The organism is Phenylobacterium glaciei (assembly GCF_016772415.1).
Classification (GTDB): domain Bacteria; phylum Pseudomonadota; class Alphaproteobacteria; order Caulobacterales; family Caulobacteraceae; genus Phenylobacterium; species Phenylobacterium glaciei.
Genome location: NZ_JAGSGD010000001.1, coordinates 3,743,889 through 3,770,760 on the forward strand (window position 1 = coordinate 3,743,889; position 26,872 = coordinate 3,770,760).

The window sequence follows — 26,872 nt, forward strand, 5'->3', positions numbered from 1 at the left end:
CACACATTTTGGCCGCCAAGATATCATCTTGAGAGCTTGCTGAAGACACCTTCCCCGGGCGCCGTCCAAATTAAGGAATTGGCAACAAATTTACTGGGTTCAAAACCTCTAAATGCGGCCATTTTTACAGATTCGCCCGAGTCGAAATTTCGTTATTCACAGTATTTCAATGAATTTTTATGTGTCGAAATAGTACATAATATGTATAATATCGAACATAACTTTTCGTAGTTGAATTAACCACTTAAGGCCTCGGTAAGGACCCCGGTCGCTCTCCTCCTGCAGAGTTGCTTATGGAGGATACAGGGATGCGAATTTTCGAGGGTTCAAAGCTCCGCAAGGATTCGGCCGACAAACTGGCCGAGCTTGAAAACAAGCTATCCGCAATAGACCGGTCTCAAGCGGTCATCGAATTCAATCTCGACGGCACGATCATCACGGCGAACGCCAATTTCCTGACCACCATGGGATACGGCCTGGCGGAGATTCAGGGCCGACATCACAGCACTTTCATGGACGCAGCGGAGGCGAACCTTCCCGAATACCGCGACTTCTGGCGCGAGCTGAATAGCGGAGCCTTTGTCGCTCGCAAGTTCAAGCGTGTGGCAAAGGGGGGGCGCGAAGTCTGGCTGCAGGCGTCCTATAATCCCGTGCTCAACGAGACGGGCAAGGCCTACAAGGTGATCAAGCTCGCGGTTGACATTACGCAGGCCGAACTGGCGTTCCATCAGGCCGAGCTTGAGCGCGTCAAGGGCGAGGAGGTGCAGAACGAAGTGGTCGCCACGCTCGCGTCCAGTCTGCAAAGGCTCTCCGAAGGTGATTTGACCTGTCAGATCGACGCCGACTTCAAGGGCGCCTACCTGGCGATCAAGAGCGACTTCAACAAGGCGGTCACCTCGCTGCGCGAGGCGTTGGAATCAATCAACAGGTCGACCGATTCCATCCGCGGCGGTTCAGAGGAGATCGCCTCGGCTTCCGACGACCTGTCACGACGCACGGAGCAGCAGGCGGCTAGCCTAGAGGAGACGGCTGCGGCTCTCGACGAGATCACGGCGACGGTCAAGCGCAGCGCCGAGGGGGCCAAGCTGGCGTCATCCGCTGCTACCACCGCCAAGGCCGACGCCACCAGCTCCGGCGCCGTGGTCCGCGATGCCGTCGCCGCCATGGGCGAAATTGAGGGTAGTTCCAAGCAGATCACACAGATCATCGGGGTGATCGACGAGATTGCGTTCCAGACCAACCTCTTGGCCCTGAACGCCGGCGTTGAGGCCGCCCGCGCCGGCGACGCCGGCAGGGGCTTCGCCGTGGTCGCGTCCGAAGTACGGGCCCTGGCGCAACGCTCCGCCGAGGCCGCCAAGGAGATCAAGGGCCTGATCTCGGCCTCCACCGAGCAGGTCAGCAAAGGCGTCAAGTTGGTCGGCGAGACCGGCGAGTCTCTGTTAGGCATCGTCGCCAAGGTTACCGAGATCGACAGCCTGATCAGTGAGATCGCCCTTTCCGCTCAGGAACAGGCCACCGGTCTTTCCCAGGTGAACAGCGCCGTCAACCAGATGGACCAGGTGACGCAACAGAACGCCGCGATGGTCGAAGAAGCTACTGCTGCAGCGAGCAGCCTGCAGTCCGAGGCTCAAGAGCTGGCGCGCCACGTCGGCAAGTTCCAGCTCGGCGGTGATGTGCGACAAGCCGCCAAGCCCGAATCCGCCGTCTCGGGTCGCCACGCACCGGCGCGCAACCAGCTTGCCCAGGATCGCGCCAGGCTCAAGAAGGCGGTTGGCGGTGGCTCAGTCGGCGGCTGGGAAGAGTTTTGAGATGGGCGCCCTCGACACCGGCGACGACAAAATCGAACTGATCTCATTCGAGATCGCCGAGCAGGAGTTCTGCATCGATATCCGCTCAGTGCGAGAGATCAGGGGCTGGACCCCAGCCACTCGCCTGCCGCACACGCCGCCCTATGTGCTGGGGGTCATCAACCTGCGCGGCGCGGTCATGCCAGTGCTCGACCTGCGTAACCGCTTGGGTCTTGGTGTAACGGAAACCTCGTCACGCCATGTGTTCGTCGTGGTCCAGGACGGCGCGCGGGTGGCAGGCCTGATGGTCGACGCGGTGCAGGAGACGTTCGTCGTCGACGCCGGTCTGCTGCAGGCTCCACCCGATGTCGACAGTGGATCCGAAACGAACTTCGTCGACGCAATTATCCCGATGGAAGGCCGCTTGCTGAGTCGCCTGGTGGTCGCGGCCCTGCTGCCTGCCGAGACCCGCATTGCAGCTTAACCCTCTGTGCTCAGGAGGCTGAGCCGTGAACGTCGTTCTGTTTCCAAGCCCGGCGACCTGGTCCGGTCCGCATGATCCGGTTTCTCGGGAATTGATCCGGATCGTCGCCGTCGTCCATGTCCTGGGCGAACCCGTAAGCGCCAAAGAGATCGCTGACATGCTCGTGTTGTGCTCGCGGCCGGTATGTCTCAACGAGGTCTGGGAGCTGCTGGACACCCATTGCTTCCCGCAACCTGCGTTCGACCGTCACGTCGTGTTCCGACGGGTGCGTCTGCAGAACCAGGAGGCCTGGGCGTTCACCAGCGAGTTTCGCAGCCTGCTCCGTGACAGCGGTCTGGCTCCAATCTTGAGGGCGCTGCCCCTGGCGGCGCCGCGGCTAAGCTTGTCGCCGGCGCCTAATTCGGCGACACGTTATCAATTACCTCCCCCTTCTGATCCTGCGCGGCTGTCCCGTCTGCTGGACGGTCGGCCTGGTGGAAACCCTACAGAAGGTCCGCCGCGGGCGGTCCTGAGCCGATCGGCCTCGCCAGCCAGGCCTCGAACGCCGCCAGCCCCGGGGCGCTGAAGGTCACCAGCCGCGTCCCCGGGCTCCGCCGCGCCCAGCCCCGCTCGTAGATCCGGGTCAGCACCGCCGCGCCCAGCGATCCGGCCAGGTGGTTGCGCCGCTCGCTCCAGTCCAGGCAGGCCCTGCAGACCGGGCGGCGGCCGCGCGGCAGGGCGTCGGGATCGACCCCGAAGGCGCGCAGGAAACCGGTGTCGGGGCCCAGGCTCAGCGCCCCGTCGCGGTCCTCGATGACCCCGCGGGTCAGCAGACGGTCCAGCATCGTCACCGCCAGCTCGCCGGCCAGGTGGTCGTAGCAGACCCGCGCCCGGCGCAGGGCCGGATCCTTGGGCCCCGGGCGGGTGCGCAGGTGGCCGGTCCGGGTGGCCAGGCCCATCAGGGTCTCCAGCAGGGCCGCCACGTCCTCGCTGGCGAGCGCGTAGTAGACACTGCGTGACACCTTGACCCTCACCAACAGGCCATCGTCGGTCAGCTTGGCGAGATGCGAGCTCGCCGTGGAGGCCGTGATACCGGCCTCGCGGGCCAGTTCGCCGGCGCTCAGCGCCTGACCGCCCACCAGCGCGGTCATCATGTTGGCCCGCGCGGGATCCCCCAGCAGGGCCGCGATCCGGGCGATGTCGGGACCATGTTTCATAGGCTGAGCCTAGCCTTGCCGCCCCCCGCGCGCGAGCCCCAACACTTCGATGCGCATCGAACCATGGGCGACCTCCACCGGCCTATGAGAGGGGCCTTATCTACCCTCCGTGGAGACCAACACGTGACGATCACCTGCCACATCCGCTACGTCATCGACCCCTTCCAGCGCGACGCCTTCGAGGCCTATGCGCAGGCTTGGCTGAGCATCATCCCGGCCTGCGGCGGCGACCTGCTGGGCTACTGGCTGCCGCACGAGGGGACCAACGACGTCGCCCACGCCCTGATCTCCTTCGACAGCCTGGCCGCCTACGAGGCCTACCGCGCCCGCCTGCGCGCCGACCCCGCCGGGGCCGCCAACTTCGCCCTGGCCCAGGCCCAGCGGTTCATCCTGCGCGAGCAGCGCACCTTCCTGACCCCGGTGACCGCGTGATCGCCGTCATCTTCGAAGTCCTCCCGCGGACCCGCGAAACCTATCTTGGCCTGGCCGCCGACCTACGCCCTCTGCTGGACGGCATCGACGGCTTTGTCTCCATCGAACGCTTTGAAAGCCTTACAGAACCCGGGAAGCTGCTCTCCCTCTCCTTCTGGCGCGACGAGGCCGCGGTGGCGCAGTGGCGGGCCCTGGAGGCGCACCGATCCGCCCAGGCGGCGGGCCGGGCGGGGGTCTTCATCGACTACCGCCTGCGGGTGGCGGGCGTGCTGCGCGACTACGGCCTCAACGACCGGGACCAGGCGCCGGCGGACTCGCAGGCGGTTCATGGGTGAAGGGGGCCAGGGTTGCCTTCAGCGCCGTGGCGAAGGCCTGGGAATGGGTCTGGAGCCCGTGATTGCCCGCCCCGGGGATCGTCACCAACCCCTTGGCCGGCGCCCTCACCCCCGCCAGCCAGGCCCGGGCCTGGGCGATCGGGGCGTCGGTGTTGTCGTCCCCCTGGATGACGAAGACCGGGACCTGGAAATCGGGGCCCAGGCCGCCGTAGTCGAAGCTCTCGCCCCAGGCCCGGCCCAGGGCCGCCTCGCTCGCCGCCATGCCGGGCTGGATGGCCAGGGCGTCGGCAAGGCTCCAGTGCGGCGCGGTCAGCACGTCCCAGGTCTGGTGAGGCGGGTTGGCGGCGTGGTATCGGCCCGCCACCCGGACGAAGGCGGCGACCTTCTCCGGATCGCGGGGATGGCGGAAGGCCCAGGGCCCGCTGGTCCTCAGGTCGGCCAGGCTCTCCTGGTCGCCGGCCGCCGTGGCCTTGCGCAGCAACCGTTCATAGCCTGCCTGCTCCCGGTCCCGCCGCGGCGCCACGATCTGCCCCGCGCCGACATAGGCCAGGTAGGCCTGCGGCCGCGCCAGCGCCATGCGCGCCGCCACCGTCGAACCGAACCCGGTCCCCAGCAGCACGATCCTCGGCTTGGCGAAGCGGTCGCGCAGATGGGCGGTGAGGTCCAGCCCGTCACGGGTCAGCCCTTCCACGGTGAAGTCCGGCCCCACTTGCCGCCCGGCGCGGGCGAAGGTCTTGCCCGCCCCGCGCTGGTCCCACTGCACCACGGTGAAGTCGCGCTCCCAGGGCGTGAAGGCGTCCACAAAGGGGCTGAGCACCGTGCCCGGCCCGTCGGCGCCGACCCCACCCACCACCAGGATCACCGGATTGGCGCGGTCGTCGCCGCGGATCGTCACCCACTGCTCAACGCCGCCCAGGCGCACGAAGCCGGCCTCGTCGATCCCGTTCGGCGTGCGGATGGCGAGGGCCTCGGCGTGGCGGTGGCGGGCGATGGCCAGCGTCCCGAACGCCCCTGCGACCAGCAGCGTCAGAAAGATCGCCAGGGCGACCACCACCTTGAAGAGCCGCCGCGCCATGGATCGTCCTCCTGCCCGGCCCTACGCTTACATCTGTAAATCGCAAGTCAAGCCTCTGCGGCTGACGTTGCGTCGGGCTTGCCTGCGCCCCGCCCCGGCCCCATCGTCAGGCCCTGAACAGCCCGCGCAAGACGGGCCGCAAGGGGAGCCAACGACCATGTACCTGCCCGACCACGCGCGCCTGACGCCCGACAAGCCCGCCATGATCTCCGCCGACTCCGGCGCCGTGGTCACCTATGGCCAGCTCGACCAGCGCTCCAACCGCGTGGCCCAGTTCCTCCACGCGCGCGGCCTGCGCCGGGGCGACCACATCGCCGTCCTGATGGAGAACAACCTGGCCTTCATGGACCCGGTCTGGGCGGGCTTCCGCTCGGGGCTCTACGTCACCACCATCAACCGCTACCTGCCGCCGGACGAGGCCGCCTACATCGTCGGCGACTGCGGGGCCAAGGCGCTCATCACCTCCTACGAGAAGCGCGAGACCGCCGCGGCCCTGGCCGAGCTGATCCCCAACTGCCCGATCCGCCTGATGGTGGGCGGGACCATTCCGGGCTGGGAGTCCTATGAGGACGCCCTGGCCGGCGCTTCGCCCGAGCCGTTGGCGCAGGAGTGGATGGGCGACTCCATGCTCTATTCGTCGGGCACCACCGGGCGGCCCAAGGGCATCCTGCGGCCCTTGCCGGAGACCACGCCGGCCGAGGGTTTCGCCACCCGCCAGGCGGTCAACCGTTACGGCCTGACGCCCGACAGCGTCTATCTCTCGCCCGCCCCGCTCTACCATGCCGCCCCGCTGGCCTATGTGCTCAGCGTGCAGTCCTTCGGCGGCACGGTGGTGATGATGGAGCGGTTCGACGCCGAGCAAGCGCTTGCGCTCATTGAGAAATTCCACGTCACCCACAGCCAGTGGGTGCCCACCATGTTCGTGCGCATGATGAAGCTGCCCCAGGAGGTCCGCGACCGCTTCGACCTCTCCAGCCACCAGGTCGCCATCCACGCCGCCGCCCCCTGCCCGGTGGAGGTAAAGCGCCAGATGATCGAGTGGTGGGGCCCGATCCTCTACGAATACTATGCCGGCACCGAGGGCTCGGGCTCGACCTTCATCACCTCGGAGGACTGGCTGGAGCACCCCGGCTCGGTGGGCCGCGCGGCCCTGGGCGTCTTGCACATCTGCGACGAGAACGGCGCCGAGCTGCCGGTGGGCGAGACCGGCCTGGTCTATTTCGAGCGCGAGACCGCGACCTTCGAATACCACAACGACCCCGGCAAGACCGCCGACGCCCGCCACCCGCAGCACCCCAACTGGAACGCCCTGGGCGACGTCGGCTACCTCGACAAGGACGGCTATCTGTACCTGACCGACCGCAAGGCCTTCATGATCATCTCCGGCGGGGTGAACATCTATCCCCAGGCTATCGAGGACCTGCTGGTGACCCACCCCAAGGTGGCCGACGTGGCGGTGTTCGGCATCCCGCACCCGGAGATGGGCGAGGCGGTGAAGGCGGTGATCGAGCCAGCCCCCGGCCATGCCCCCACCGACGAACTGGCGCAGGAGCTGTTGGCCTACGCCAAGGAACGCCTGGCCCACTACATGGCCCCGCGCTCCATCGACTTCATCGCCGAGATGCCGCGCCTGCCCACCGGCAAACTCTACAAGCGCGTCCTGCGCGACGCCTACTGGACTGACCGCAAGATCTGAGCGTCAGCGGTCGGTGGCTCTAGGCAGCGCCCGATTGCCGCCAGCAGTTCGGCTGCGACGATGGGCTTACGGACCAGCCCGTCAAACTCGTGGGCCCAGGGCGCGCCCTCGAGATCGGCGTCGGCGCTGAAGGCCAGGACCGGGACCGCCTGGTTGGGACCGGGCTGGCCCCGCAAGCGCCGCAGGGTCGAGGGGCCGTCCAGCCCAGGCATGCGGATGTCCATCAGGATCAGGTCCACCGGCCCGGCCTGGACCAGGGCTAGGGCCGACTCCCCGTCGGGGGCTTCCAACACCTGCGCCCCGAAGGACTCCAGTAGCAGACGAGCCAGCTCACGATTGACGTCGTTGTCGTCCACCACCAGCACCTTCAGATCATCGGCCGGCGCCGCCTCCAGCTCAGGCTCGGACGGTCCCGACAGGTCCGTGACCGGCGCCCAAAGGTGGACATGGAAGACCGAACCCTGGCCCGGCGTGCTCTCGACGCTGACCCCGCCGCCCATGGCCTCGGCCAGGCCCTTGCAGATCGCCAAGCCCAGCCCGGTGCCGCCATGCTTGCGGGTGGAGGCTGCGTCCACCTGGGAGAAGCGCTGGAACAGCCGCGCGGTCTGGATAGCGTCCATTCCCGGCCCGGTGTCGGCGACGAAAAGGTGAAGCCGCTCGAGGTCGGCGGCATAGGCCACCTTCAGGCGCACCTCGCCTGCCACCGTGAACTTCACCGCATTGCCGATCAGGTTGAACAGGATCTGCCGCAGCCGGTGGGGATCGACCATCAGGTGGGCTGGCAACGGGCCGTCCACCTCGAAGGTAAGGTCCAGCCCCTTGTCCTGGGCCTGGGGTGAGAACAGGGCGAGCGCCTCCTCGGTCATCTTGGCGATCGCGACGGGCTCTGGCGCGATCTCGGCCTGCTGGGCCTCCAGCTTGGAGAAGTCGAGCACGTCATTGACGATCGACAGCAGGGCCTGGCTGCCGGCCCGGATGCGCTCCAGGTGCCGACGGCCGACGCCGTCCAGGCCGGACTGGGCGGTCAAGAGGTCAGAATAGCCCAGGATCGCGGTCAGCGGAGTGCGGATCTCATGGCTCATATTGGCCAGGAAGGCCGACTTTACCGCGGCGGCGGCCTCGGCGGCGTCCCGCGCCGCGCCGAGGTCAGCCTCCAGCGCCTTGCGAGCGGAGATGTCTCGTGTGCAATCCTGCAGCTCAAGGAGGGCGCCGGTGACTGCATCGTAGATCGCCACGGGATGGCCCTCGAGCCAGATCACCTGACCGTCCTTGCGCACCGCACGGTACTCGATGCTGGGGGATGGCGCACCGGGCCCCTTGGCCACATAGGCGGCGACGGCCCGGCGGACAGCCTTCTTGTCATCGGGATGAATGAACCGCATGGAATCACCGCCGACCAGCTCCTCGGGCCGGTGACCAACGAGCGCCTCGATCGAGGGGGAGACGAAGGTCACCAGTCCTTCGGGGTTGCAGCAGGCGACGACATCGGTGATCTGTTCGGTGATCAGCCGGTAGCGCGTTTCGCTGACCGCCAGGGCGTCCCGGCTCAACCGGTAGTCATTGATATTTCGGACAATGCTGACGACTTCCCGGACCCCGCCGTCAGCGTCCCGAACCGGGATCGCACTGCCCTGAAGCCAGACGTAGTGGCCGTCCTTGGCTCGCACGCGGTACTCGCGATCGCGGTCGGTCGGGTCTTCGGCGCGATTGGCTTCATGGGCCGCCCGAAGGGTTTCCAGATCCCCGCGGTGAATCAAGCTCACGACGTTGACCCCCACCAGCTCCTCCGGCTCGTAGCCGAGCGCACGGCATCCGGCCGACGCCTCCAGGATCACCCCTTCCGGGCTCTCGCGGACGAAGATGTCGCGGGCGTTCTCCATCAGGTGCCGGTGGAGGGCTTCACTGCGGCGCACCTCATCGTCGGCCAGCTTCAGGGAGGTGACATCGATAAAGGTTCCGAAGAGGCCAATGACCTCTCCCCCCGGCCCCCGTTCGGCGGCGCCGCGGGCCACCACGTGGCGCAGGCTCCCGTCCGGCCGGTAGATCCGCGCCTGCAGGGCGTAATTGGTCCCTTCGCGAACCGCCTCGTCGACCATCCGCGCGAGCAGCGCGGCGTCCTCCGGGTGATAGATCGCCAGGACGCCGGCCAGGTCGGGGGGCGCCTGGTCGCGGTCGAAACCGTGGATGTCATAGGTGGCCTTCGACCAGGTGGTCTGGTCGCTGGCGACGTCCCAGGCCCAGGTGCCCAGCTGTGCCATCTCCTCGGCCTGGGCCAGCATCGTCAGGCGACGGGCCTTGAGCCGCTCAAGAGTCTGCGCCTTGCTCAACCTGATCTCCCTGCCTCGCAGCCGGAAGGGCGCGCTAAGGCCAAGCTTGGCCGCAGCCTGTCTGAAGCGCCACCACGCTATCCGAGTCCCAGGCTGAGCCTGCACTTGCGGGTCGTGCGCGGACTGCGGCGAATTCGCGCATGTAAATTGTCCATGCCATTTCCTCGGGGCGGGGAAGCCGCTTCCTCGAGGGGCCGGACTTCTCGCGGCCGGCCGCGTGACCACCTCGGCCGCGCCGGACCGGTCGCCCATGACCCGAAACCGGCCCGAGGTTGGAGCTTCGCAACCCCGGGCTCTCAACCCCTAGACCGCTGACCCCTGGGTCTTACGCCGTTCGGTGGAAGCCAGGAGCTCGGCCCAGATGGCGTCGTTCATGGGCTCGTCGCGGCCCTCGACGGTGGTCTGCAGGACGATGAGGGCCGCCCGCAGCCGGCCGTTCTCGGCGGCCAGGGCCGAGAGCCGGAAGTCGTCCTCGGCATGCTCCACCGGCGGCGGGGCATAGGCCGCACCCTTGGCCAGCAAGGTCCGGAAGGCGCGGTTCTCCATCACCAAGTGATGGGCGGCGCTGTCCAGGCCCTCGGCTGCCAGGCCCATCAGCAGGGCCGAGAGACCCAGGGTGCTGGCCCGGTCGGTGGGGTTCATGTCAGGCGCGGCGCTGGCCATCACCTTGCCGGCCAGGTCGACGAGGACGGCGGGAACGGAAGGGATCATAGGCGCCCCATGACGTGCAGCGTGGCCCGGTCCTGGGCGTTGGTCATGGCCCAGGCGGGATAGACCATGATGGGTTCGCGGTTGCCGCCGTCCAGCCAGGCCCGGGCGCTGGAGACCCAGATCGCCTGGCCCTTCACGCAGTTGAACAGGGTCCACCAGTGCAGGGCGGCGGGGTCGGCTTTCAGGCCGCTGGCCCGTTCCCAGATGGCGACCGCCTCGTTGTCTGGAACCAGGCCCCCGGCCAGGCCGCGGCCGAAGGTCCAGATCGGATTCAGGCTCCAGCCCAGGTCCTCCAAGGGATCGCCCAGGTGGGCCATCTCCCAGTCGAGGATGCCGTGGATCTGCCCTTCCGTGTCATAGAGGAAGTTGCCGGTGCGGTAGTCGCCGTGCACCACGCCGACCTTCTGGGCCGGCGGCGGCGGGTTGGCGCGCAGCCATCGGATGGCAGCCCGGATGATCGGCAGGGGCTCGGCCTCGTCGTCGTTGAGGACCTCTTCCCAATAGGTGAGTTCGCGGTTCCAGCAGTCCGCGGCCGCGACCGCCGGCATGACCTGCGCCAGGCCGTTGGCCACCGGATCGGCCTTGGCGATCTCGCCCAGGATGGTCCACTTGCGCTCGGCCAGCCGGGCGTGGCTGTCGAGATAGGGCGCGGCCCACAGCAGGCCAGGCCCGGCCTGGAAGCCCGCGATCTCCTCGGCGATGAAGAAGGGGTGGTCGAGCGGCCCGTCGCCCTCCTCCAGCCACAGCATCTCCGGCGCCGGAACGCTGGTCCCGTGGAAGGCGCGATAGGCCTCGAATTCGATGCGGCGCTCGGTGTCGATCAGGCTGGCGGGCGGATCACGGCGCAGGATCAGCTTGCGCTCGCGGGCCTGGCCACCCTCCACCCAGGACCCCACGAAGCGGTAGGTCTCCCGCGAGGCGCCGCCGGAAATGCGGGCGAGATCGCGGACGGCGACGTCGGTCGCGTCGGGCATCCGGCCCGCGATATAGGCCGCGATACGGGGTTCGAGGGGGTGGCTCATTCATGCCATCTCGAAGCGGATCGGCAGGCGCTTGGGACCGTTAACGAACACCGCCTGGGACTGGGCCGGAACGCCCGCCAGTTCCAGCGACTTCAGGCGCGGGATCATCTCCTCCCAGAGGATGCGCATCTCCATCTTGGCCAGGTGCTGGCCCAGGCACAGGTGAGCGCCATAGCCGAAGGCCAGGTGCTTGTTGGGGCTGCGGTCGACCCGGAAGGCGTTGGGGTCGGTGAACACCGCCTCGTCGCGGTTGCCCGAGGCGTAGCAGAGCATCAGCCAGTCGCCCTTGCTGAGCTTGCGGCCGCCGATCTCGGTGTCCTGCATGGCGGTGCGCATGAAGGTTTTCACCGGGGTGATCCAGCGGATGCTCTCGTCCACCAGGCCCGGGATCAGGGCCGGGTTGGCCTGCAGCTTGGCCAGCTCGCCGGGGTTCTCGGCCAGGCCCCAGATGGCGCCGGCGGTGGAGGACGAGGTGGTGTCGTGGCCCGCGGTGGCGACGATGATGTAGTAGCTCATCGCCTCGAAGTGGCTGATCGGCTCGCCGTCGATCTTGGAGTTGGCGATCAGGCTGCCCAGGTCATCGCTGGGGTTGGCCCGCTTGGACTCCGAGAACTGGCTGAAATAGGTGATGAAGTCGGTGAGCACCCCCATGTCGATCTTTGTGGGGTCGGCGGCCTCCGCTTCCCCGTCCTTGCGGCTCAACTCGGGATCGGTGGCGCCGAACAGCTCCTGGGTCAGCATCAGCATGCGGCCCTCGTCTTCCTCCGGCACGCCCATGATCTCCATGATCACATGCAGGGGGTAGTGCAGGGCCACCTCACTGACGAAGTCGCATGCCCCGCCCTTGGCGGCCATCTTGTCGACGGCGGCCCGCGCGATCTTGCGGATGCGGTCCTCCATGCTGCGCAGGTTCTGCGGCAGGAACCAGGCCTGGGTCAGGACGCGGTATTTCATGTGATCGGGCTGATCCATGTGGATCAGGGTGCGCAGCAGGTGCGGGCTGCCGCCGGTCATTTCCCGGATGCGGGCGTCGGCCTCCTGGCTGACCATGGTGGGCGACTTCTCACCGTTGGAGAACAGGGCGTTCTGGCGGCTGATCTCCAGGATGTCGGCGTGCCTGGTCGTCACCCAGAAGGGCTCGACGCCCTCGATCTGCGCCTTGCCGAAGGGGTTGTTGGCGCGCAGCCAGGCGTAGGTTTCGTGGATGCGGCCGTCCGCATAGGCGGTCGGATCGACCAGCGTGTCGGCTCGGGATTGCGGAATCAGGACGTCGGCTGCGCTCATCTTCGCCTGGCCGCTTGTCGCCCCTACGTAAGCTTACGCGAGGGCAGCAATCGACGCTCTCCCTTGTCTTGTTATCTTTGTTCACTTGATACTGCCCTGACACGCGCGGCGGCAATACCGACAACGAAAACACGCGCCCGGAGGATACGCCCATGCTCACCAAGGCCGACGATTTCCCGATCCACCAGACTCCGGATCCGATCGCCTATTCGGGCACCGACCGGAACTTCTACGACCGCTATTTCTTCAACGGCTACCAGCCGGACGGGACCGAGTTCTTCGCCGTCGCCTTCGGGGTCTATCCCAACCTCAACATCGCCGACGCCCACTTCGCCGTGGTGCGCGACGGAGTGGAGCACTGCCTCCATGTCAGCCGCGTTCTGAACAGCGAGCGGATGGAGCTTGCCTGCGGGCCGATCACCATTGAGGTGCTGGAGCCCCTGCAGAAGCTGAAAGTGACCGTCGCCTTGTCGGAGGGCGTCGCCGCGGAGCTCGTCTTCGAGGGCCGCACCTTCCCCATCGAGGAGCCGCGTTTCACCCGCCGCAACGGGCCCCGCGCCTTCATGGACTATACCCGCCTGACCCAGAACGTCCGCTGCACCGGCTGGATCGAGGTGGACGGCAAGCGCGTCACCCTGGCGGCCGGCAGCGTCGGCACCCGTGACCGCTCCTGGGGCATCCGGCCGATCGGCGCGCCCGATCCGCAGCCGGCCGTGCCGCAGACCATCACCGGCTTCTTCTGGCAGTGGACCCCGCTGAACTTCGCCGACCGCAGCGTCTTCTTCCACGTCAACGCCGACTCCGACGGCGCCCCCTGGAACACCCGGGCGGTGATCCTGCCCGACGGCGCGGGCGAGGGCGGCGGCTATCACAGCGAGCATGCGAAGATCGACGATGTGACCATGATCCCCGGCACCCGCCACGCCCAGGGTGGGACCTTGAACATCCCGCTGGCCCAGGGTTCAGCCAGCGTGACGTTCGAGCCCTTCCTGACCTTCCTGATGCGCGGCATCGGCTATGGTCATCCGGAATGGCGGCACGGCGGCTACAAGGGCGACCTGGCCGTCGCCCGCGAAGACATCGACCTGGCCGCCACGAACATGGCCAGCCCCGAGAACTGGCACATACAGGCGCTCAGCCGCGTGACCTTCACCACGCCGGGCGAAGAGCCGATGAAGGGCATGGGCGTGTTCGAGCAGCTGATCGCCGGGCCCTACCGGCCCTATGGACTTTAGGGCTTAGCTCTTACACACCGCCCGGAACCCCGCGGCCGCATAGGCGATCATCCGCGGGGTGACGGCGGCGATGTCTTCCGAGCGGCAGAGGCCCTTGGACAGGGTGTCGATGCGGCCGGTCTCGGCGAGCGTCAGGGTCAGGCTGCCCGACAGCATGTGGTAGGACCAGAACAGGTCCTCCTCCCGCGCATAGGGCAGGGCCCGGCGCACCACCCGGATCAGGCGGTGGATGACCGGATCGAAGTAGCGGGTCATGGTCTCGCCGCCCCAGACCGGCGTGTTGTTGACCACCCCGACCAGGGCGAAATAGGCGCGCCATTCGGGACCGGCGTTGGCGCAGCGCTCCAGCACCGGGTTGAGGAAGGCCGCCACCGCGCCCTCCACCGTGATGTTGTCGCCGGCCTCGGCCTCATAGCGGTCCATCGCCTCCATGCGGTCCTTGTTCAGCACCTCGGCGCGGCGCAGGAAGACGGCGTCGAACAGGCCCTTCTTGGAGTCGAAATAGTAGTGCAACAGGGCGGTATCGACCTTGGCCTTCTTGGCCACCGCCCGCAGGGTGACCCCGTCGAAGCCGTGACGGGAGAACGCGGCCTCGGCCACGTCGAGGATGCGCTCACTGGTCTCGAAGCTCTTCTGGGCCCGGGTCTTGCCCGGCGCCTTGGACTGCAGCGCGGTCGCCATGTGGCGTCTTCCCCAACGGTTCGCGCTTTGAGTATGGCGCGACGCGCCTAAGTCTCAAAGGCGATCCCGGAGCGTGACGCGCGCGGTTGGCATGTCAATGTTCATTCAACGCTGAGTGATTGACTTGAACCCCGGCTCGGCGTGCTGTCCTCCTACAGCAGGAGCCCGCCATGACCGAAGCCGCGATGAGAACATGGAACAGCGCCGACGGCCTCCCCCTGTTTGCACGGGACTACCCCCCCGCCGACGGAGCGGCCCGGACCGCGGTGGTTTGCCTGCACGGCCTGACCCGCAATTCCCGGGACTTCGAGGTCGTCGCCCCGCGTATCGCGGCCGCCGGTCGCCGGGTCCTGGCCCTGGACGTTCGGGGCCGCGGGCGTTCGGCCTGGGATCCCAATCCGCTCAACTACAATCCGCTGGTCTATGCGGGCGACGTCATCGCCCTGCTGGAGCAGAGTGGGATCAGCCGCGCCCACTTCATCGGCACCTCCATGGGCGGGCTGATCACCCTGACCCTGTCGGCCCTACGCCCGGACCTTATCGCAGGCGTGGTGCTGAACGACGTCGGGCCGGAGGTCGGCGCGGCGGGCCTGGCCAGGATCGCAGGCTATGTGGGCGGCGCGCCGCAGGTTGCGAGTTGGGCGGACGCTGCGGCCTACGCCAGGTCCGTCAACGGCGAGGCCCTGCCCAGCCTGACCGACGCCGACTGGGACCGCTTCGCCCGGCGGGTGTTCCGAGAGACGGATAAGGGATTCGCTCTGGACTATGACCCAGCCATCTCCGACGTCTTCAAGGTCGCTCCCACCTCGGCGCCCGCCATGCCCGCGCCTGACCTCTGGCCGCTGTTTATCAGCATGGCCACGGCCAAGCCGCTGTTGCTGGTGCGCGGCGCCGACTCCGACATTCTGGAACCTGCTGTGGCGGATCGGATGAGCGCCCTTATCCCGCACACGGTCCGGGTCGACATCCCCGGCGTCGGCCACGCCCCGACCCTGGAAGAGCCCCAGTCCATGGCCGCGCTGGACGCCTATTTCGCCGCCGCAAGCTGACGCATGCGGAAGGCCCTGTGGCCCGCTTGCATCGGTCGAAAAGCGTCTGGTCCGAAATTCACTCTACGGTGAATGAATAATTGACGCCGCCCCTGACGCCGGGTCACGGTCACGCTCAATGAGGCGTCCGTCCGGGCGCCATGGGAGGGACACATGCAATCCAATTGGAAGCTCGCGCTCGCCGCGGGCGCGGCCTGGAGCGTTCTCGCCGGCCAGGGCTACGCACAAACCGCTACCCCCGGCACGGTCGAAGAGCTGGTGGTCACCGCCCGTCGCGTCGAGGAAAACCTGCAGTCCACCCCGGTCGCCATCTCGGCCTTCTCCGCCGAGACCCTGCAGCGCCAGGGCGCCACGGCCATCACCGACCTACAGGGCGCCGTGCCGAACCTGAACCTGGTCCAGGGCCGCGCATCGTCCAACTCCACCAACATATATATCCGCGGCATCGGCCAGCCCGACGCCCTGCAGACCTTCGACCCCGCGGTCGGGGTCTATGTGGACGACGTCTATTACAGCCGTATCCGCGGCACCCAGTTCGACCTGCTGGACCTGGCCCGCGTCGAGGTGCTGCGCGGCCCGCAGGGCACGCTCTACGGCAAGAACACCATCGGCGGCGCCCTGAAGCTGGTGAGCCGCCAGCCCGACCAGACCGTCCGTTCGCAGAGCTCGGTCAGCGTGGGCAACTACGACCTGTTCGAAGCCAAGCTCGCCCTTTCCGGCCCGGTCAGCGACACCCTGGCGCTGGGCTTCGCGGCCATGGGCTCGGCCCGCGGCGGCTACGTCACAGACCCGGTCAACGGCCAGGAATACAACGACAAGCACACCTTCGCGAGCCGGGTGGCCCTGGCCTGGACGCCCAACGACCGGTTCCGCGTCAACGCCTCGGCCGACTACACCAAGGATAAGTCCGGCCTCACCGTCGGCCAGGCCCAGAACAGCCTGACCTCGGCCTTCGGCCCGGTGCTGTATCCGGTCCCGCTGGCCATTCCGGAATACAACTTCCGAACCACGACGACGCCGGGCCTGCCCAACGAGACCCGTTTCGAGCATTGGGGCGCCGCCGTCACGGTCGGCTACGACCTCACCGACAGCCTGTCGCTGAAATCGATCACCGCCTACCGCAACCTCGACAGCGACGACTATATCGACTTCGACGCCACCGCCCTGCAGCTCACCGACGCCCGGGTCTCGGTCGACCAGGACCAGGCGAGCGAGGAACTGCAGCTGGCCTACAACGAAGGCCCCTGGCAGGTCGTCGGCGGCGTCTACTACCTGCGGGAAAACGTGAAGTCCCATCAGGAAGCCTACGCCAGCGCCTTTACCGCGCCCTTCAGCTTCCTGCGCACGGTGGACGACGACCTGAAGACCACCAGCTGGGCGGCCTACGCCAACGCCAGCTACGCGCTCACCGAACAGCTGCGGCTGTCGGCCGGCGTCCGCTACACCAACGAAGAGAAGAAGTACGCCCGCACCACCTCGACCTTCTCGACCCTGGGCGCGCTGAACGGGACCTTCGCCTTCAAGGCCCAGGAGACCTGGGACGACGTCTCGCCGATGGTCAGCCTAGACTACCAGGCTACGGACGATGTGTTCTTCTACGGCCGCGTCTCCAAGGGCTTCAAGTCGGGCGGCTTCAACGGCCGCGCCAACACGCCGGGCGAGGAACAGCCCTACGCGCCCGAGACCGCCATCTCCTACGAGGCCGGCGTGAAGACCGAATTGTTCGACAAGCGCGCCCGGGCCAACTTCACGGTCTTCTACAACGACTACCAGGACTTCCAGGCCCGCGTCGGCCACTCGGTCACCTCGCCGACCCAGCCGATCCCGGCCATAGACTTCACGGTGCTCAATGCCGGCCAGCTGAAGATCTACGGGGCCGAACTGGAACTGGCGGCCAACCCGATCGCCGGCCTCAGCCTGAACGCCGAGGTGGGCTATCTGCACGCCGAGTACGGAGAATTCTCCGAACAGCGCGCCGCCGTGGCCCCGGCCACTGGCTTCACCACCCTGGACCGTTCGTGGCAGACCCCGGCCTTCTCGCCGGAATGGACGGCCCGCCTGGCCGGCCGCTACGAGTGGGATCTCGGCGACACCGGCTTCGTCAGCGTCGGCGCCCAGGCCCGCTACCGCTCGGAGATGGCGCTGGCCATCGACAATGCCAACCTGACCACCCGGGTTCGTTTCCCCGGCATCTTCCAGCCGAGCTACTGGCTCTACGACGCGCAGATCGTCTGGGAGAACTCGGAGCGGAACCTGTCGGCCGGGATCTACGGTAAGAATCTCGCTGACGAGGTCTACAAGACCGACGCCCAGGAGTTCTCCTCGGTGGGCGGCATTCGCACGGCCTATTTCGGCGCCCCGCGCACCGTGATGGCCACGGTGACCCTGAAGTACTAGGGACGCCTTACATCCAAACGAAAAAGGCCCGGGCGCTCGCCCGGGCCTTTCTTGTATCTGCGCCACCCTCTCAGCGCGTGACGACGTCGCGCTTCATGGGGGCCAGCTTGGCCAGCAGCTGGTTCTGGTAGCGATAGGCGACGCCTTCCTTGTCCATGGCCTGCTGCAGGTGCTCGACGAGGATGTTGAACTCGGCGGTGTTGACCCCCTGGTCCTTGTGGGTGGTCTTCATGTCGCGGCCCGTATAGTCCACCGGCGCCCCCAGCAGGTAGGCGATCTGCTCCTTCAGGGTGCGGCGCAGGCGCTCCATGTCGGTGGCGTGGAAGATCTCCTCCAGCTTCGGATCGGCGACGCTGCGATCCAGGGCGCCGTCGACGATGCGGGCCACGCCCTCGCGGCCGTGGAAGGCCGCCAGCATCTGCTCGCCCGTGAACGGGGTCGCCCCGGCGTTGGCGTTGGACTGGGAGTAGGGATCGACCGGCCTTTCCTCGGCGAAGGCCGGGAGGGTGGCGGCGGTCAGGCCTGCGGCGATAATCAGGGTACGGAGGTTCGACATCAGAAGCCTGCCTGGATGGAGAGGTAGAGACCGCGCTGGTCCTTGAAGGTGGCGATGGTCCCGAGGTCGGCATAGGCCGCGGTGACCGAGAGGTTCTTGTTGAAGGCGTAGGCGGCGAACAGGTCGACCCAGTCGTCCTCCTTCAGGCCAGCCAGGTTGTCAGGCTTGGTTCGATACTCCGCCCCGATCAGCAGGCGCTTGGAGACCAGGTAGCCGGCGGAGCCCTCGAACTGGACCTTGTAGTCGTCGTTCTTGGCGCCACCGAAGCCCAGCAGGCCGGTCTGGTTGGCCTTGGTGGCGCGCAGGGCGCCGCTCAGCACCAGACTCTGGTTCAGCAGCACCTTGGTGGCGGCGACGTAGTAGTCGACGCCTGAGTCATCCTTGCCGCCGATGGCCTTGATGATGGCGTCCTTGTCGTTCTTCTTCCACTGCACACCGACCGCGACCTGCGGGACCCAGCTGTCCTGGGCGTAGACGGCGTCGCCCAGGACGCGGACCTTCGCGCCGACGATATCCTGGTTGAAGGTCAAGCCCTGGCCAAGGCCGAGCTTGGCGCCGGTGTCGCCGGTGTCGAAGGACTGGCGGGTGTAGGAGACCTCGACGCGATCGTAGAAGCCCACCGACACGCCGCCGGCGCGGAACTGGTAGTCGGGCAGCTGGACCAGGGTGGCGTGGGCGTTGGCACCCCACTCGTCCACGGTCTCATAGCCGGTGATGGTGGCCCAGGTGGCCAGGCCGCCGCCGCCCGCGCCCTCGACATTGGTGACCCCGCCGGTCAGCAAGAGCTTGCCGCTGGTTTCCATGTCTGCGGCCTGGGCGAGACTTGCCACCATGACCAGACCCAGGGCGAGTGCAGCCACCCGCGCTTTGTTTGTCATCAACCCTTCCCCGTGCCTCAGCATCCCGACACTCGGCGGTGCGCCTATGGAATGCATGCAGCAGACCTGTTGATGGAAGGTTCACCCCTGAGCCCGCCACATCTCCCCCCTGCGACAAGTTAGACCGGCGCGGCGTTAACCCCACGGCGACGGGCGTGGGCGATGCTGGCCTCATGCGCGCACTGATCCTGTCGGCCCTGGCCGCCCTGTCCCTCTCCTCCAAGGCCCTGGCCGGGGACCTCTCCGTGGTGGTGCGCAACGCGCAGGGCCAGCCGGTGAAGGACGCGGTGGTCACCCTGAAGCCCGCGGCGGGAGGGGCGCCGGGCGCTCCGATCAAGTTCACCTGGCCCTATTCGGTGGCCCAGCAGAATATCAGCTTCAACCCCTTCGTGCTGATCGTGCCGGTGGGCAGCAATGTGAACTTCCCGAACAAGGACAATGTCCGTCACCACGTCTATTCGTTCTCGCCCACCAAGAAGTTCGAGCTGAAGCTCTACGGCCGCGACGAGAGCCGCAGCGTGCTGTTCGACAAGGCCGGCGTCGTGGCCCTGGGCTGCAACATCCACGACCAGATGATCGCCTATGTGGTGGTGGTGGACACCGCCTACGCCGCCAAGACCGGCGCCGACGGCTTCGCCCTGATCCGCAACGCGCCGGCCGGAAACGCCGTCATGACCGTCTGGCAGCCCTATGTGAAGACCGCCAAGAACCAAGTCGTGAAGACCATCGCCATCCCCGCCGCCGGCGGCCGCCAGGACGTCAGCGTCGACCTGCGCCCCGCGCCTGGCGCGATGAGCATGATCCACTAAATTCCCGCTCATCCCGGCGAAGGCCGGGACCCAGATTCATTCAGAGCCGCAAGAGATCGTCCCACGCGGACCTTCGGTTTCTCCTGAGATCGGAGTGGGCTTCACCTGGATCCCGGCCTTCGCCGGGACGAGCGGAAAGGGGCGGGCCGCGTCCGCCTAGAAACTCAGCCGCAACGCCGACTGCAGCACCGTCTGGTCTTGCTTGGGCGCGACACCCGCAAGCACGCGGGCGGGCCGGTCGCTCTGCACATGCAGGGCCTCGAACACCAGGGACGCGTGGTCGTTGAGGTGCTGGCGCCAGGCCGCGGCCAGGGCCCAGCCGGTCTCGTCATTGTTGTCGGCGACCTTGTAGGTGCGGTCGTTGGTCTCGAACCAGTCGGCCCGGGCCGAGAGCTGGTTGTCGCCATAGCTGCGGCTGGCCATCAGGTAGGCGGCGTGGAAGCCCATATCCACCCAGTGGCCGCCGGCCGCGCGATAGCCCATCAGGGTCTCGCCGGACAGGGCCTGGGCCAGGATTCTGGTCCGCTCATCCACCTGGATCTTGGCCCCGACATTCAGGAACCGCGTCTCCCAGGCCCACTGCTTGTCCTGCACGGCGATGCGGTCGCCAGCGTTGTCGTAATAGGTGGCGTTCAGCACCACCGGCGCGGGCGGGCGCCACTCCAGACGGCCGTAGAAGCCCGCGCGGTTGTCCAGCTCCAGAACCGGATAGGTGTCGGGCGCCTGCTTGGGCGCCATGTAGGCCGACAGCGGCGGCAGCTCGAACTCGGTACCGGCGCCGGTCTTCACCTCGTGCAGGGCCCAGCCTCGGAAGGTCAGCAGCGTGCCGGCGGTGTCGTTCCAGCCGAAGACTCCCACCGTCGCCGAGACTTCATGGTCGCCGAACCGGTGGTCCAGGGTGGCCTCCGCGCCACCCACCTTCACCTCTTCGCCGATCCAGCTGTTGATCGCCGAGGCGGTCAGCATGTCAGGGTTGGTCCAGGCGATCCCGTCGTGCTCCATGGAGACCGGCGGATAGAACAGGCCCGCGCGGCCCGAGACCCGGCCCCAGGACGCGGGCGGTCCGCGGAACTTCAGATAGGCCTCGCCGATATCGACCTGCGGGTCGAGCCTGGGCTGCAGCTCGGCGGTGACCACGCCGCTGAAGGCGAAGTTGAAGCGCGGCTTCCATTCCAGGGCGGCGCCCGCCAGCGAGAGGCCGTCATCATCGCCCGAGGCGCTGGTCTTGCCGGTCCCGCCGTCCAGCCAGCTGGTCTCGCCATTGGCCGCCGACAGCCGCAGGTCGGCGATCCCGTGCAGGGTCTCTGGCCCGAAGATGTTGGATTGCGCGTGGGCGGTCCCGGCGCCGAACGCCAGCAGGACCACGCCGACCCCTGCCACTGCCTGCCTCACGGCGTCCCCCGTCAGCCGAAGCTGCGTTTCGTCTCGTGATCGTCGCGCAGAAAGATCAAAAGTTCATTGAGGGGCTGGGGCTTGGCGATCAGGTAGCCCTGGATGGCGTCACAGCCCATGGCCGCCAGCAGTTGGAAAGCATCGGCCTTCTCCACCCCCTCGGCCGTGACCTTCAGGCCCAGGCTGTGGGCCAGGTCGATGGTGGAGCGCACAATCAGGGCGTCGCGCTGGCTCTCGGTGACGTCCTTGATCAGCGAGCGGTCGATCTTCAGCTCCTGGCCGCGGATCTGCTTGAGATAGGCCAGCGACGACAGGCCGGTGCCGAAGTCGTCGATTGAGATCGAGACCCCGGCCTCGCGGAAGCGGTCCAGGACCTCAAACGCGATGTCCGGGTTCTCGATGACGGCGGTCTCGGTGATCTCGAAGCACAGCTTCCCCACCGCCGTGGGCGCCAGGCGGTCCACCAGGTCGGCGAAGTCACGGTCGCCCAGCAGGCGGCCGGAGATGTTCACCGACATCTCGACCATGTGGCCCTGCTTGGCGAGCTTGGCCTGATCCTCGATCGCCTGGCGCAGCACCCAGTCGGTGAGGGTGCGGATGTGGCCGGTCTCCTCGGCCATGGGGATGAACAGGTCGGGTCGCAGCAGACCACGGGTGGGATGGCGCCAGCGCACCAGGCCTTCCACAGCGTTGACGGTGCGGGAACGCAGGTCGAACTTGGGCTGGTGGTAGAGCTCTATATGGCCCGAGCGGATCGCCCACAGCATGCCGCTCATCAGGGCCAGGTTGGAGGACGGGTCGCCATAGGCCTCGGCGTCGAAGAAGGCGATCTTGCGCCGGCTGCCCCGGGCCTGGTCGAAGCCGATATTGGCCCGCTCGATGGCCGCGCCCGGCGGGTCCCCCGGGCGCACCGGCGCCAGGCCGACAGTGAGCGCCACGTCGATGGCGTCGCCGCCGATGTGCAGGGGCTGCTCCAGGTCCCCCAGCAGGTGCAGCATTAGGGCCTCGGCCGCGCTCTCGCCGGCCGCCTCGAAGGCCAGGGCCAGGACGTCGGTGGAGAGCCTGGCCACCAGGCCGCGCGGCTGCAGACTGGCCAGCCGTTCGCCGACCTCGCGGATCACCTGGGCGGCCGGCGCATAGCCGATGGCCCCGCGTACATGGGCGAAGCGATCAACCCCCAGCACGGCGATGAACAGGCCGTCGTCCCCGGGCTGCCGAAGGATATCCAGGCCCTTTTCCAGGGACAGGCGGTTGGGCAGGCCGGTCTCGGCGTCGTGGTGGGCAAGGTGGGTGATCCGCCGTTCGCGCTCGCGGATCTCGGTAGCCATGATGTTGAAGCTCTCGGCCAAGCGGCCGATCTCGTCGTGGCTGTCGACCGCCACATGGGCGTCCTCGCCCCGCTGCAGCCGCCGCGCGCCCTCGTCTAGGGCCGAGATCGGGCGGGTGACGCTCTTGGCCAGGGTCCAGCTGCCGTAGATCACCAGCAGCAGGCCCAGCAGGCTTGACCCGGCGATGATCGCCAGCAGTGGGCGATAGGGGCCAAAGGCGCGGGCCAGGGGATAGCTCAGCACCAGGTCGGCGGTCTCGCCGCCGGTCAGGACCGGCAGGGGTTTGACCAGGGCGATGGCCTTGCCGGCCGAGGTCTGCAGGGTGCGCGGCGCGGTGCTCTTGGCCGCAGTGGCCTTGTCGATGAAGGCGCCCAGATCGGCGAGATCGGCCTTGCTGATCGCCTCGCTAGTGACCCAGCCGTCCTTGGTGTGGTGCGCCACGCTGGCGTCCAGCGGAATGGCGGCCAGGCGCTCCAGGGCCGTCATCTCGGTCTGGTCCAAGCGGGCGGCGAAAACCACCCAGCCGATCAGATCGGGCGACATCACCGGGACGGCGATCATCTGGTAGGGCGTACCGTCCAGCACGAAGATGCCTGAGGGCGAGTCGGACTCGTACATGGCCGCCACCAGGTCGTCGGCGCGCAGGCTCAGGCGGCTGGTGTCTGCGGCGGTCACCTGGCCGTCAACGCCGACAATGAAGGCCAGGTCGATGCGCAGCCGGGCCCGCAGGTTCTCCATGGCCGAGACGATGGTGGCATGGTCGCGCGTGGCCACCGCTTCGCGGAAGCCGAAGTCGCGGCTAAGCAGGGAGGCGCCCTGGCGCAATTGCTCCGATCGCAGCGACCAGACACGGTCGAATACCGTGCCCGAGGCGGTCAGTTCGCCGCGCACCTGGTGCTGGGCCGCGCTGGAAATGGCAGAGAATACAGCCACCGAGATCAGGATCAGGGTCACGCCGAACAGCGCCGCGTACAGCAGGGTCAGCTTGGTGCGCAGGAACTTGAACATCGCCAGGCGGCGCAGCACGAACTCCACCTCAGTAGCCCCCGTGCTTCATGGGCGGCGCGCGCAGGTCGATCATCAGGCCCTGGCGCGCGGCGCCGGCGCCGGGAATCACCGCGGTGTGGGCCACCTCGTTGCGGGGCGCCTTCAGATAGGGATGCCAGACGGTGAAGGTGATCGGCCCGGCGGGCAGGCCGGTGATCACCGCCTCGCCGGCTGCATTGGTCTTGGCCGCGAAGGGGGTGTCGACGACGCGGATGTAGCCGGTCATGTCGTCGTGGATGTTGCAGCCCACCGCCACGATGCCCAGGCGGTCGAACTTCACCCTCCGGGTCTCGTCGCGGCCGTAGAGCTTCAGCTCGAAGGGCTTGGCCGGCGAGAAGGAATAGACGTGGTGCAGCACCGGATCGAAGTTGGGGAAGGCCACCTCCGCCCCCACCGGGACCACCAGGACGAAAGGCGAAAAGCTCATGTCCTTCTGGGCCATGCGGTAGGCCCAGGGGAACTTGATCGGCATGCGTGGGACGCCCGGCGCCAGAGCGACCGTGACAACGGCCTCCGCCACCGGCTTGCCGGACGGAGTCTTCAGGCTGACCGCCAGGTCGCCGGCCCAGGCCGGGCCTGCCACCAGCAGCCCAAGCAGGAGGGCCGGGAGTAGGCGCATGACGTTAGCCATAACTCAGGGGTGTGAAGCCCAGGTAAAGCGCCCCCGGACTCGCCCGCGACCACGCGAAGGCTTGCACAAGGGGCGGGCGGCTTGGCACACTGGCGGCATTGACGTTCTCTCCGGCGTGCTTTGCGCCAATTTTTGAAAGCTACGACTTTGACCCTTTCAGCTACGGCGGCATATTCGGCCGCTGCCAGCAGCCCCATGGCCTCGGTGGACGCCCTGATCGAAGGGCTGGCCGGCGTCGGCTATATCGCCTCGCGCCGCATCGCCACGGCCCTCTATATGGCCGTGCACCTGCAGAAGCCCATCCTGGTGGAAGGCTCGGCCGGGGTCGGCAAGACCGAACTGGCGCTGTCGACGGCCGCCCTGCTCGGCCTGCCGCTGATCCGCATGCAGTGCTACGAGGGCCTGGACGAGTCCAAGGCCCTGTACGAGTGGAAGTACGGCAAGCAGCTGCTCTACACCCAGATCCTCAAGGACCGCATGGGCGCTCAGCTGGCCGAGGCCGGCGGCACCATGGACGAGGCCATGGATCGCCTGCACGGCATCGGCGACCTGTTCTTCTCCGAACAGTTCCTGGAGCCCCGCCCCCTGATGAAGGCGCTGCGGGAAGACGACGGCTGCGTCCTGTTGATCGACGAAATCGACAAGTCCGATGAGGCCTTCGAAGCCTTCCTGCTGGAGGTGCTCTCGGCCTATCAGGTCTCGATCCCCGAGCTTGGCGTGCTGAAGGCCAAGACCCCGCCGATCGTCTTCCTGACCTCCAACAACGTGCGCGATCTGGGCGACGCCCTGAAGCGCCGCTGCCTGCACCTGCACATCCCCCTGCCCGACGCCGCCCTGGAGCGGAAGATCGTCGCCAGCCGCGTCCCCGGCATCGAGGCCAAGCTGACCCACGAGCTGGTGAGCTTCGTGCAGTCCCTGCGCACGCTGGACCTGCGCAAGTCGCCCTCGATCTCCGAGACCGTGGACTGGGCCCGCGCGCTCATCCTGCTCAACGCCGAGAGCCTGGACGGCGAGGTCGTGCGCGACAGTCTCAACGTGCTGCTCAAGTTCGAGCAGGACATCGCCTCCGTGGAGCCGCAGATCGTCGAGCTGATCCGCCGGCCCCTGGCCTGAGGGCCCCGCCATGCAAGGCGCGATGGAAGACTTCCTCCGGGCCCTGAGGGCCGCGGACGTCAAGGTCTCGCCCGTCGAGGCGATCGACGCGCACCTGACGGTGGCCGCTGTGGGCTTTTCCGACCGCGAGCTGTTCAAGGACGCGCTCTGTGCGACCCTGGCCAAGACCGCCGACGAGGTCACCCGCTTCGACGAGACCTTCGAGACTTTCTTCGCCCGCGAGACCTTCCAGATGGAGGGACCGCCGCCCGGCGAGGACGGCGAGCCCGAGGGTCTGCCGCCGGAAGTCCAGAACTCCGAACTGGCCCAGATGCTGCTGAACGGCGACGTCTCGGCGCTCGCCCAGGCCATGGAGGCCGCCGCCGAGCGGGCCCAGGTCTCCTCCATCCGGCTCTCCACCCAGCGCAGCCGCCTCACCCGGCGGATGCTGGAGGAGATGGGACTGTCGGAGATCGAGCAGATCATCGCCGCGGCCAAGAAGCTGGAGGACGCCCGCAGCCAGGCCCTGGTCGCGCGCCTGGAGTCCGGCAAGAAGGCGCTGACCGAAGAGGCCCAGCGTTTCGTCGACCGCCAGCATGAACTCTATGCCTCGGAGAGCGGCAAGAACCTCCGCGAGGAGCTCTTGGCTCGCAAGGCGCTGAACGCCGAGGGCGGCATCGATCCGGTTGACCTGGTGATGATGCAGGCCCTGGTGAAGAAGATGGCCAAGCGGCTGGCAGACCGCTATTCGCGCCGCCGCAGCAAGGCCCAGCTGGGCCATCTCGACGTGCGGCGCACCCTGCGCAAGTCCATGGCCTATGGCGGCATGCCCTTCGAGATCGTCTGGAAGACCAAGAAGGTCGAGAAGCCGAACATCGTGGCCATCTGCGACGTCTCGAAATCCGTCGCCGCCGCCGCCCAGTTCCTGCTGACCTTCCTTTATAGCTTGAACGAGGTGGTCGACCGCATGGAGGCCTTCGCCTTCTCCGGCCGGATGATCAGCGTCAACGACGTGATGGACGAGCATAAGGTCGAGACCGCCATCGTCGAGGTCCTGAAGAAGATCGGCTTCCAGCAGACCGACTACGGCAAGAGCCTGGAAGACTTCTGCGACCTGCACCTCGACCAGATCGACCGCCACACCACCGTGATCTTCCTGGGCGACGCCAGGTCAAACTACGCCGACCCCCGCGTCGATCTGTTCGCGACGATCCAGAAGCGCTGCCGCGCCATGATCTGGCTGAACCCCGAACCCGAGAGCTACTGGGGCCAGGGCGACAGCGTCATGCAGCGCTACCTGCCCTTCTGCCACGTGGCCAAGCCCTGCAACACGCTCGGCCAACTGGAACGGATCATCGAGGACGTGCTGCGGACCTACATCCCGAACTAGGACGGTACCCGATCAGTTTCGCCACCCGGCTTCCTTCT

Annotated in this window: 23 protein-coding genes; 11 read left to right on the forward strand and 12 right to left on the reverse strand. The window is 67.4% G+C overall.

Annotated elements, in window-relative coordinates; all coding sequences use genetic code 11:
• The first annotated feature begins 308 nt into the window (after window positions 1-308).
• Together JKL49_RS18465 and JKL49_RS18470 are read left to right on the forward strand one after the other, a co-directional pair.
• On the forward strand, window positions 309-1,808 hold the full coding sequence (locus JKL49_RS18465) for a methyl-accepting chemotaxis protein (RefSeq protein WP_215342507.1): 1,500 nt from the start codon (window positions 309-311) through the stop codon (window positions 1,806-1,808).
• A gap of 1 nt (window position 1,809) precedes the next feature.
• Complete coding sequence (locus tag JKL49_RS18470) at window positions 1,810-2,271, forward strand: chemotaxis protein CheW (protein WP_215342509.1); 462 nt, start codon at window positions 1,810-1,812, stop codon at window positions 2,269-2,271.
• 482 nt (window positions 2,272-2,753) lie between these two features.
• On the opposite strand, the gene JKL49_RS18475 is transcribed toward JKL49_RS18470, so the two are convergent.
• Window positions 2,754-3,467 carry an ArsR/SmtB family transcription factor gene (locus JKL49_RS18475; RefSeq protein WP_215342511.1) on the reverse strand — a complete coding sequence of 238 codons (714 nt, stop codon included), beginning with the start codon at window positions 3,465-3,467 and terminating at the stop codon, window positions 2,754-2,756.
• Window positions 3,468-3,590: 123 nt separating this feature from the next.
• Between JKL49_RS18475 and JKL49_RS18480 the strand changes: the two genes are divergently transcribed.
• Both JKL49_RS18480 and JKL49_RS21265 read left to right on the forward strand, forming a co-directional pair.
• Window positions 3,591-3,899 (forward strand): NIPSNAP family protein, encoded by a 309-nt coding sequence (locus tag JKL49_RS18480; protein WP_215342513.1) that lies wholly within the window; start codon window positions 3,591-3,593, stop codon window positions 3,897-3,899.
• Window positions 3,896-4,234, forward strand: a complete 339-nt coding sequence (locus JKL49_RS21265; RefSeq protein ID WP_215342515.1) for an antibiotic biosynthesis monooxygenase family protein — start codon at window positions 3,896-3,898, stop codon at window positions 4,232-4,234. Before JKL49_RS18480 ends, JKL49_RS21265 begins: the two co-directional genes overlap by 4 nt.
• Here the strand turns inward: JKL49_RS21265 and JKL49_RS21270 are convergent.
• Window positions 4,185-5,309 carry an alpha/beta fold hydrolase gene (locus tag JKL49_RS21270; protein WP_215342517.1) on the reverse strand — a complete coding sequence of 375 codons (1,125 nt, stop codon included), beginning with the start codon at window positions 5,307-5,309 and terminating at the stop codon, window positions 4,185-4,187. The two genes, JKL49_RS21265 and JKL49_RS21270, sit on opposite strands and share 50 nt — an antisense overlap.
• Window positions 5,310-5,466: 157 nt before the next feature.
• Here JKL49_RS21270 and JKL49_RS18495 point away from each other — a divergent pair, with 157 nt between their 5' ends.
• Window positions 5,467-7,005 (forward strand): acyl-CoA synthetase, encoded by a 1,539-nt coding sequence (locus JKL49_RS18495; RefSeq protein ID WP_215342519.1) that lies wholly within the window; start codon window positions 5,467-5,469, stop codon window positions 7,003-7,005.
• Here JKL49_RS18495 and JKL49_RS18500 read toward each other — a convergent pair.
• The 4 genes from JKL49_RS18500 to JKL49_RS18515 all read right to left on the reverse strand — a co-directional run bounded on the left by JKL49_RS18500 (window position 6,981) and on the right by JKL49_RS18515 (window position 12,349).
• Window positions 6,981-9,332 carry a PAS domain-containing hybrid sensor histidine kinase/response regulator gene (locus tag JKL49_RS18500; RefSeq protein WP_215342521.1) on the reverse strand — a complete coding sequence of 784 codons (2,352 nt, stop codon included), beginning with the start codon at window positions 9,330-9,332 and terminating at the stop codon, window positions 6,981-6,983. The genes JKL49_RS18495 and JKL49_RS18500 overlap by 25 nt on opposite strands.
• A gap of 303 nt (window positions 9,333-9,635) precedes the next feature.
• Window positions 9,636-10,043 carry a hypothetical protein gene (locus tag JKL49_RS18505; protein WP_215342523.1) on the reverse strand — a complete coding sequence of 136 codons (408 nt, stop codon included), beginning with the start codon at window positions 10,041-10,043 and terminating at the stop codon, window positions 9,636-9,638.
• Window positions 10,040-11,065: a phosphotransferase family protein gene (locus JKL49_RS18510; RefSeq protein WP_215342524.1), complete on the reverse strand. Its 1,026-nt coding sequence runs from the start codon at window positions 11,063-11,065 to the stop codon at window positions 10,040-10,042. Before JKL49_RS18510 ends, JKL49_RS18505 begins: the two co-directional genes overlap by 4 nt.
• The gene (locus JKL49_RS18515; protein ID WP_215342526.1) at window positions 11,066-12,349 is read right to left on the reverse strand and encodes a cytochrome P450; all 1,284 of its coding nucleotides are present in this window, start codon (window positions 12,347-12,349) and stop codon (window positions 11,066-11,068) included.
• Between the two features lie 152 nt (window positions 12,350-12,501).
• Between JKL49_RS18515 and JKL49_RS18520 the strand changes: the two genes are divergently transcribed.
• Window positions 12,502-13,584, forward strand: a complete 1,083-nt coding sequence (locus tag JKL49_RS18520) for an Rv3169 family protein (protein WP_215342528.1) — start codon at window positions 12,502-12,504, stop codon at window positions 13,582-13,584.
• 3 nt (window positions 13,585-13,587) lie between these two features.
• Here JKL49_RS18520 and JKL49_RS18525 read toward each other — a convergent pair whose 3' ends face one another.
• Window positions 13,588-14,265: a TetR/AcrR family transcriptional regulator gene (locus JKL49_RS18525; RefSeq protein WP_215342531.1), complete on the reverse strand. Its 678-nt coding sequence runs from the start codon at window positions 14,263-14,265 to the stop codon at window positions 13,588-13,590.
• Between the two features lie 170 nt (window positions 14,266-14,435).
• Here JKL49_RS18525 and JKL49_RS18530 point away from each other — a divergent pair, with 170 nt between their 5' ends.
• Both JKL49_RS18530 and JKL49_RS18535 read left to right on the forward strand, forming a co-directional pair.
• Window positions 14,436-15,314, forward strand: a complete 879-nt coding sequence (locus tag JKL49_RS18530; RefSeq protein ID WP_215342533.1) for an alpha/beta fold hydrolase — start codon at window positions 14,436-14,438, stop codon at window positions 15,312-15,314.
• Between the two features lie 153 nt (window positions 15,315-15,467).
• Window positions 15,468-17,711, forward strand: coding sequence for a TonB-dependent receptor (locus tag JKL49_RS18535; protein WP_215342535.1), 2,244 nt, complete (start codon window positions 15,468-15,470; stop codon window positions 17,709-17,711).
• A gap of 70 nt (window positions 17,712-17,781) precedes the next feature.
• Here JKL49_RS18535 and JKL49_RS18540 read toward each other — a convergent pair whose 3' ends face one another.
• Window positions 17,782-18,267, reverse strand: coding sequence for a group I truncated hemoglobin (locus JKL49_RS18540; protein WP_215342537.1), 486 nt, complete (start codon window positions 18,265-18,267; stop codon window positions 17,782-17,784).
• Window positions 18,267-19,145, reverse strand: coding sequence for a DUF3034 family protein (locus tag JKL49_RS18545; RefSeq protein ID WP_215342539.1), 879 nt, complete (start codon window positions 19,143-19,145; stop codon window positions 18,267-18,269). The genes JKL49_RS18540 and JKL49_RS18545 overlap by 1 nt, the downstream gene beginning before the upstream one ends.
• A gap of 173 nt (window positions 19,146-19,318) precedes the next feature.
• Between JKL49_RS18545 and JKL49_RS18550 the strand changes: the two genes are divergently transcribed.
• Complete coding sequence (locus JKL49_RS18550; RefSeq protein WP_215342541.1) at window positions 19,319-19,954, forward strand: methylamine utilization protein; 636 nt, start codon at window positions 19,319-19,321, stop codon at window positions 19,952-19,954.
• 156 nt (window positions 19,955-20,110) lie between these two features.
• Here the strand turns inward: JKL49_RS18550 and JKL49_RS18555 are convergent, their stop codons facing one another.
• Genes JKL49_RS18555 through JKL49_RS18565 form a run of 3 tightly spaced genes read right to left on the reverse strand, consistent with a single transcriptional unit; the run spans window position 20,111 to window position 24,340 of the window.
• Window positions 20,111-21,346 carry a hypothetical protein gene (locus tag JKL49_RS18555; protein ID WP_215342543.1) on the reverse strand — a complete coding sequence of 412 codons (1,236 nt, stop codon included), beginning with the start codon at window positions 21,344-21,346 and terminating at the stop codon, window positions 20,111-20,113.
• Between the two features lie 11 nt (window positions 21,347-21,357).
• Entirely contained in the window at window positions 21,358-23,709 is a 2,352-nt protein-coding gene (locus tag JKL49_RS18560) for a putative bifunctional diguanylate cyclase/phosphodiesterase (protein ID WP_215342544.1), read from the reverse strand.
• 1 nt (window position 23,710) lies between these two features.
• The gene (locus JKL49_RS18565; RefSeq protein WP_215342546.1) at window positions 23,711-24,340 is read right to left on the reverse strand and encodes a cupredoxin domain-containing protein; all 630 of its coding nucleotides are present in this window, start codon (window positions 24,338-24,340) and stop codon (window positions 23,711-23,713) included.
• A 159-nt stretch (window positions 24,341-24,499) separates the two neighbouring features.
• On the opposite strand from JKL49_RS18565, the gene JKL49_RS18570 reads away from it, so the two are divergent.
• On the forward strand, window positions 24,500-25,465 hold the full coding sequence (locus tag JKL49_RS18570; RefSeq protein ID WP_249778114.1) for an AAA family ATPase: 966 nt from the start codon (window positions 24,500-24,502) through the stop codon (window positions 25,463-25,465).
• A 22-nt stretch (window positions 25,466-25,487) separates the two neighbouring features.
• Entirely contained in the window at window positions 25,488-26,834 is a 1,347-nt protein-coding gene (locus JKL49_RS18575; RefSeq protein ID WP_215342549.1) for a vWA domain-containing protein, read from the forward strand.
• The last annotated feature ends 38 nt before the right edge of the window (window positions 26,835-26,872 follow it).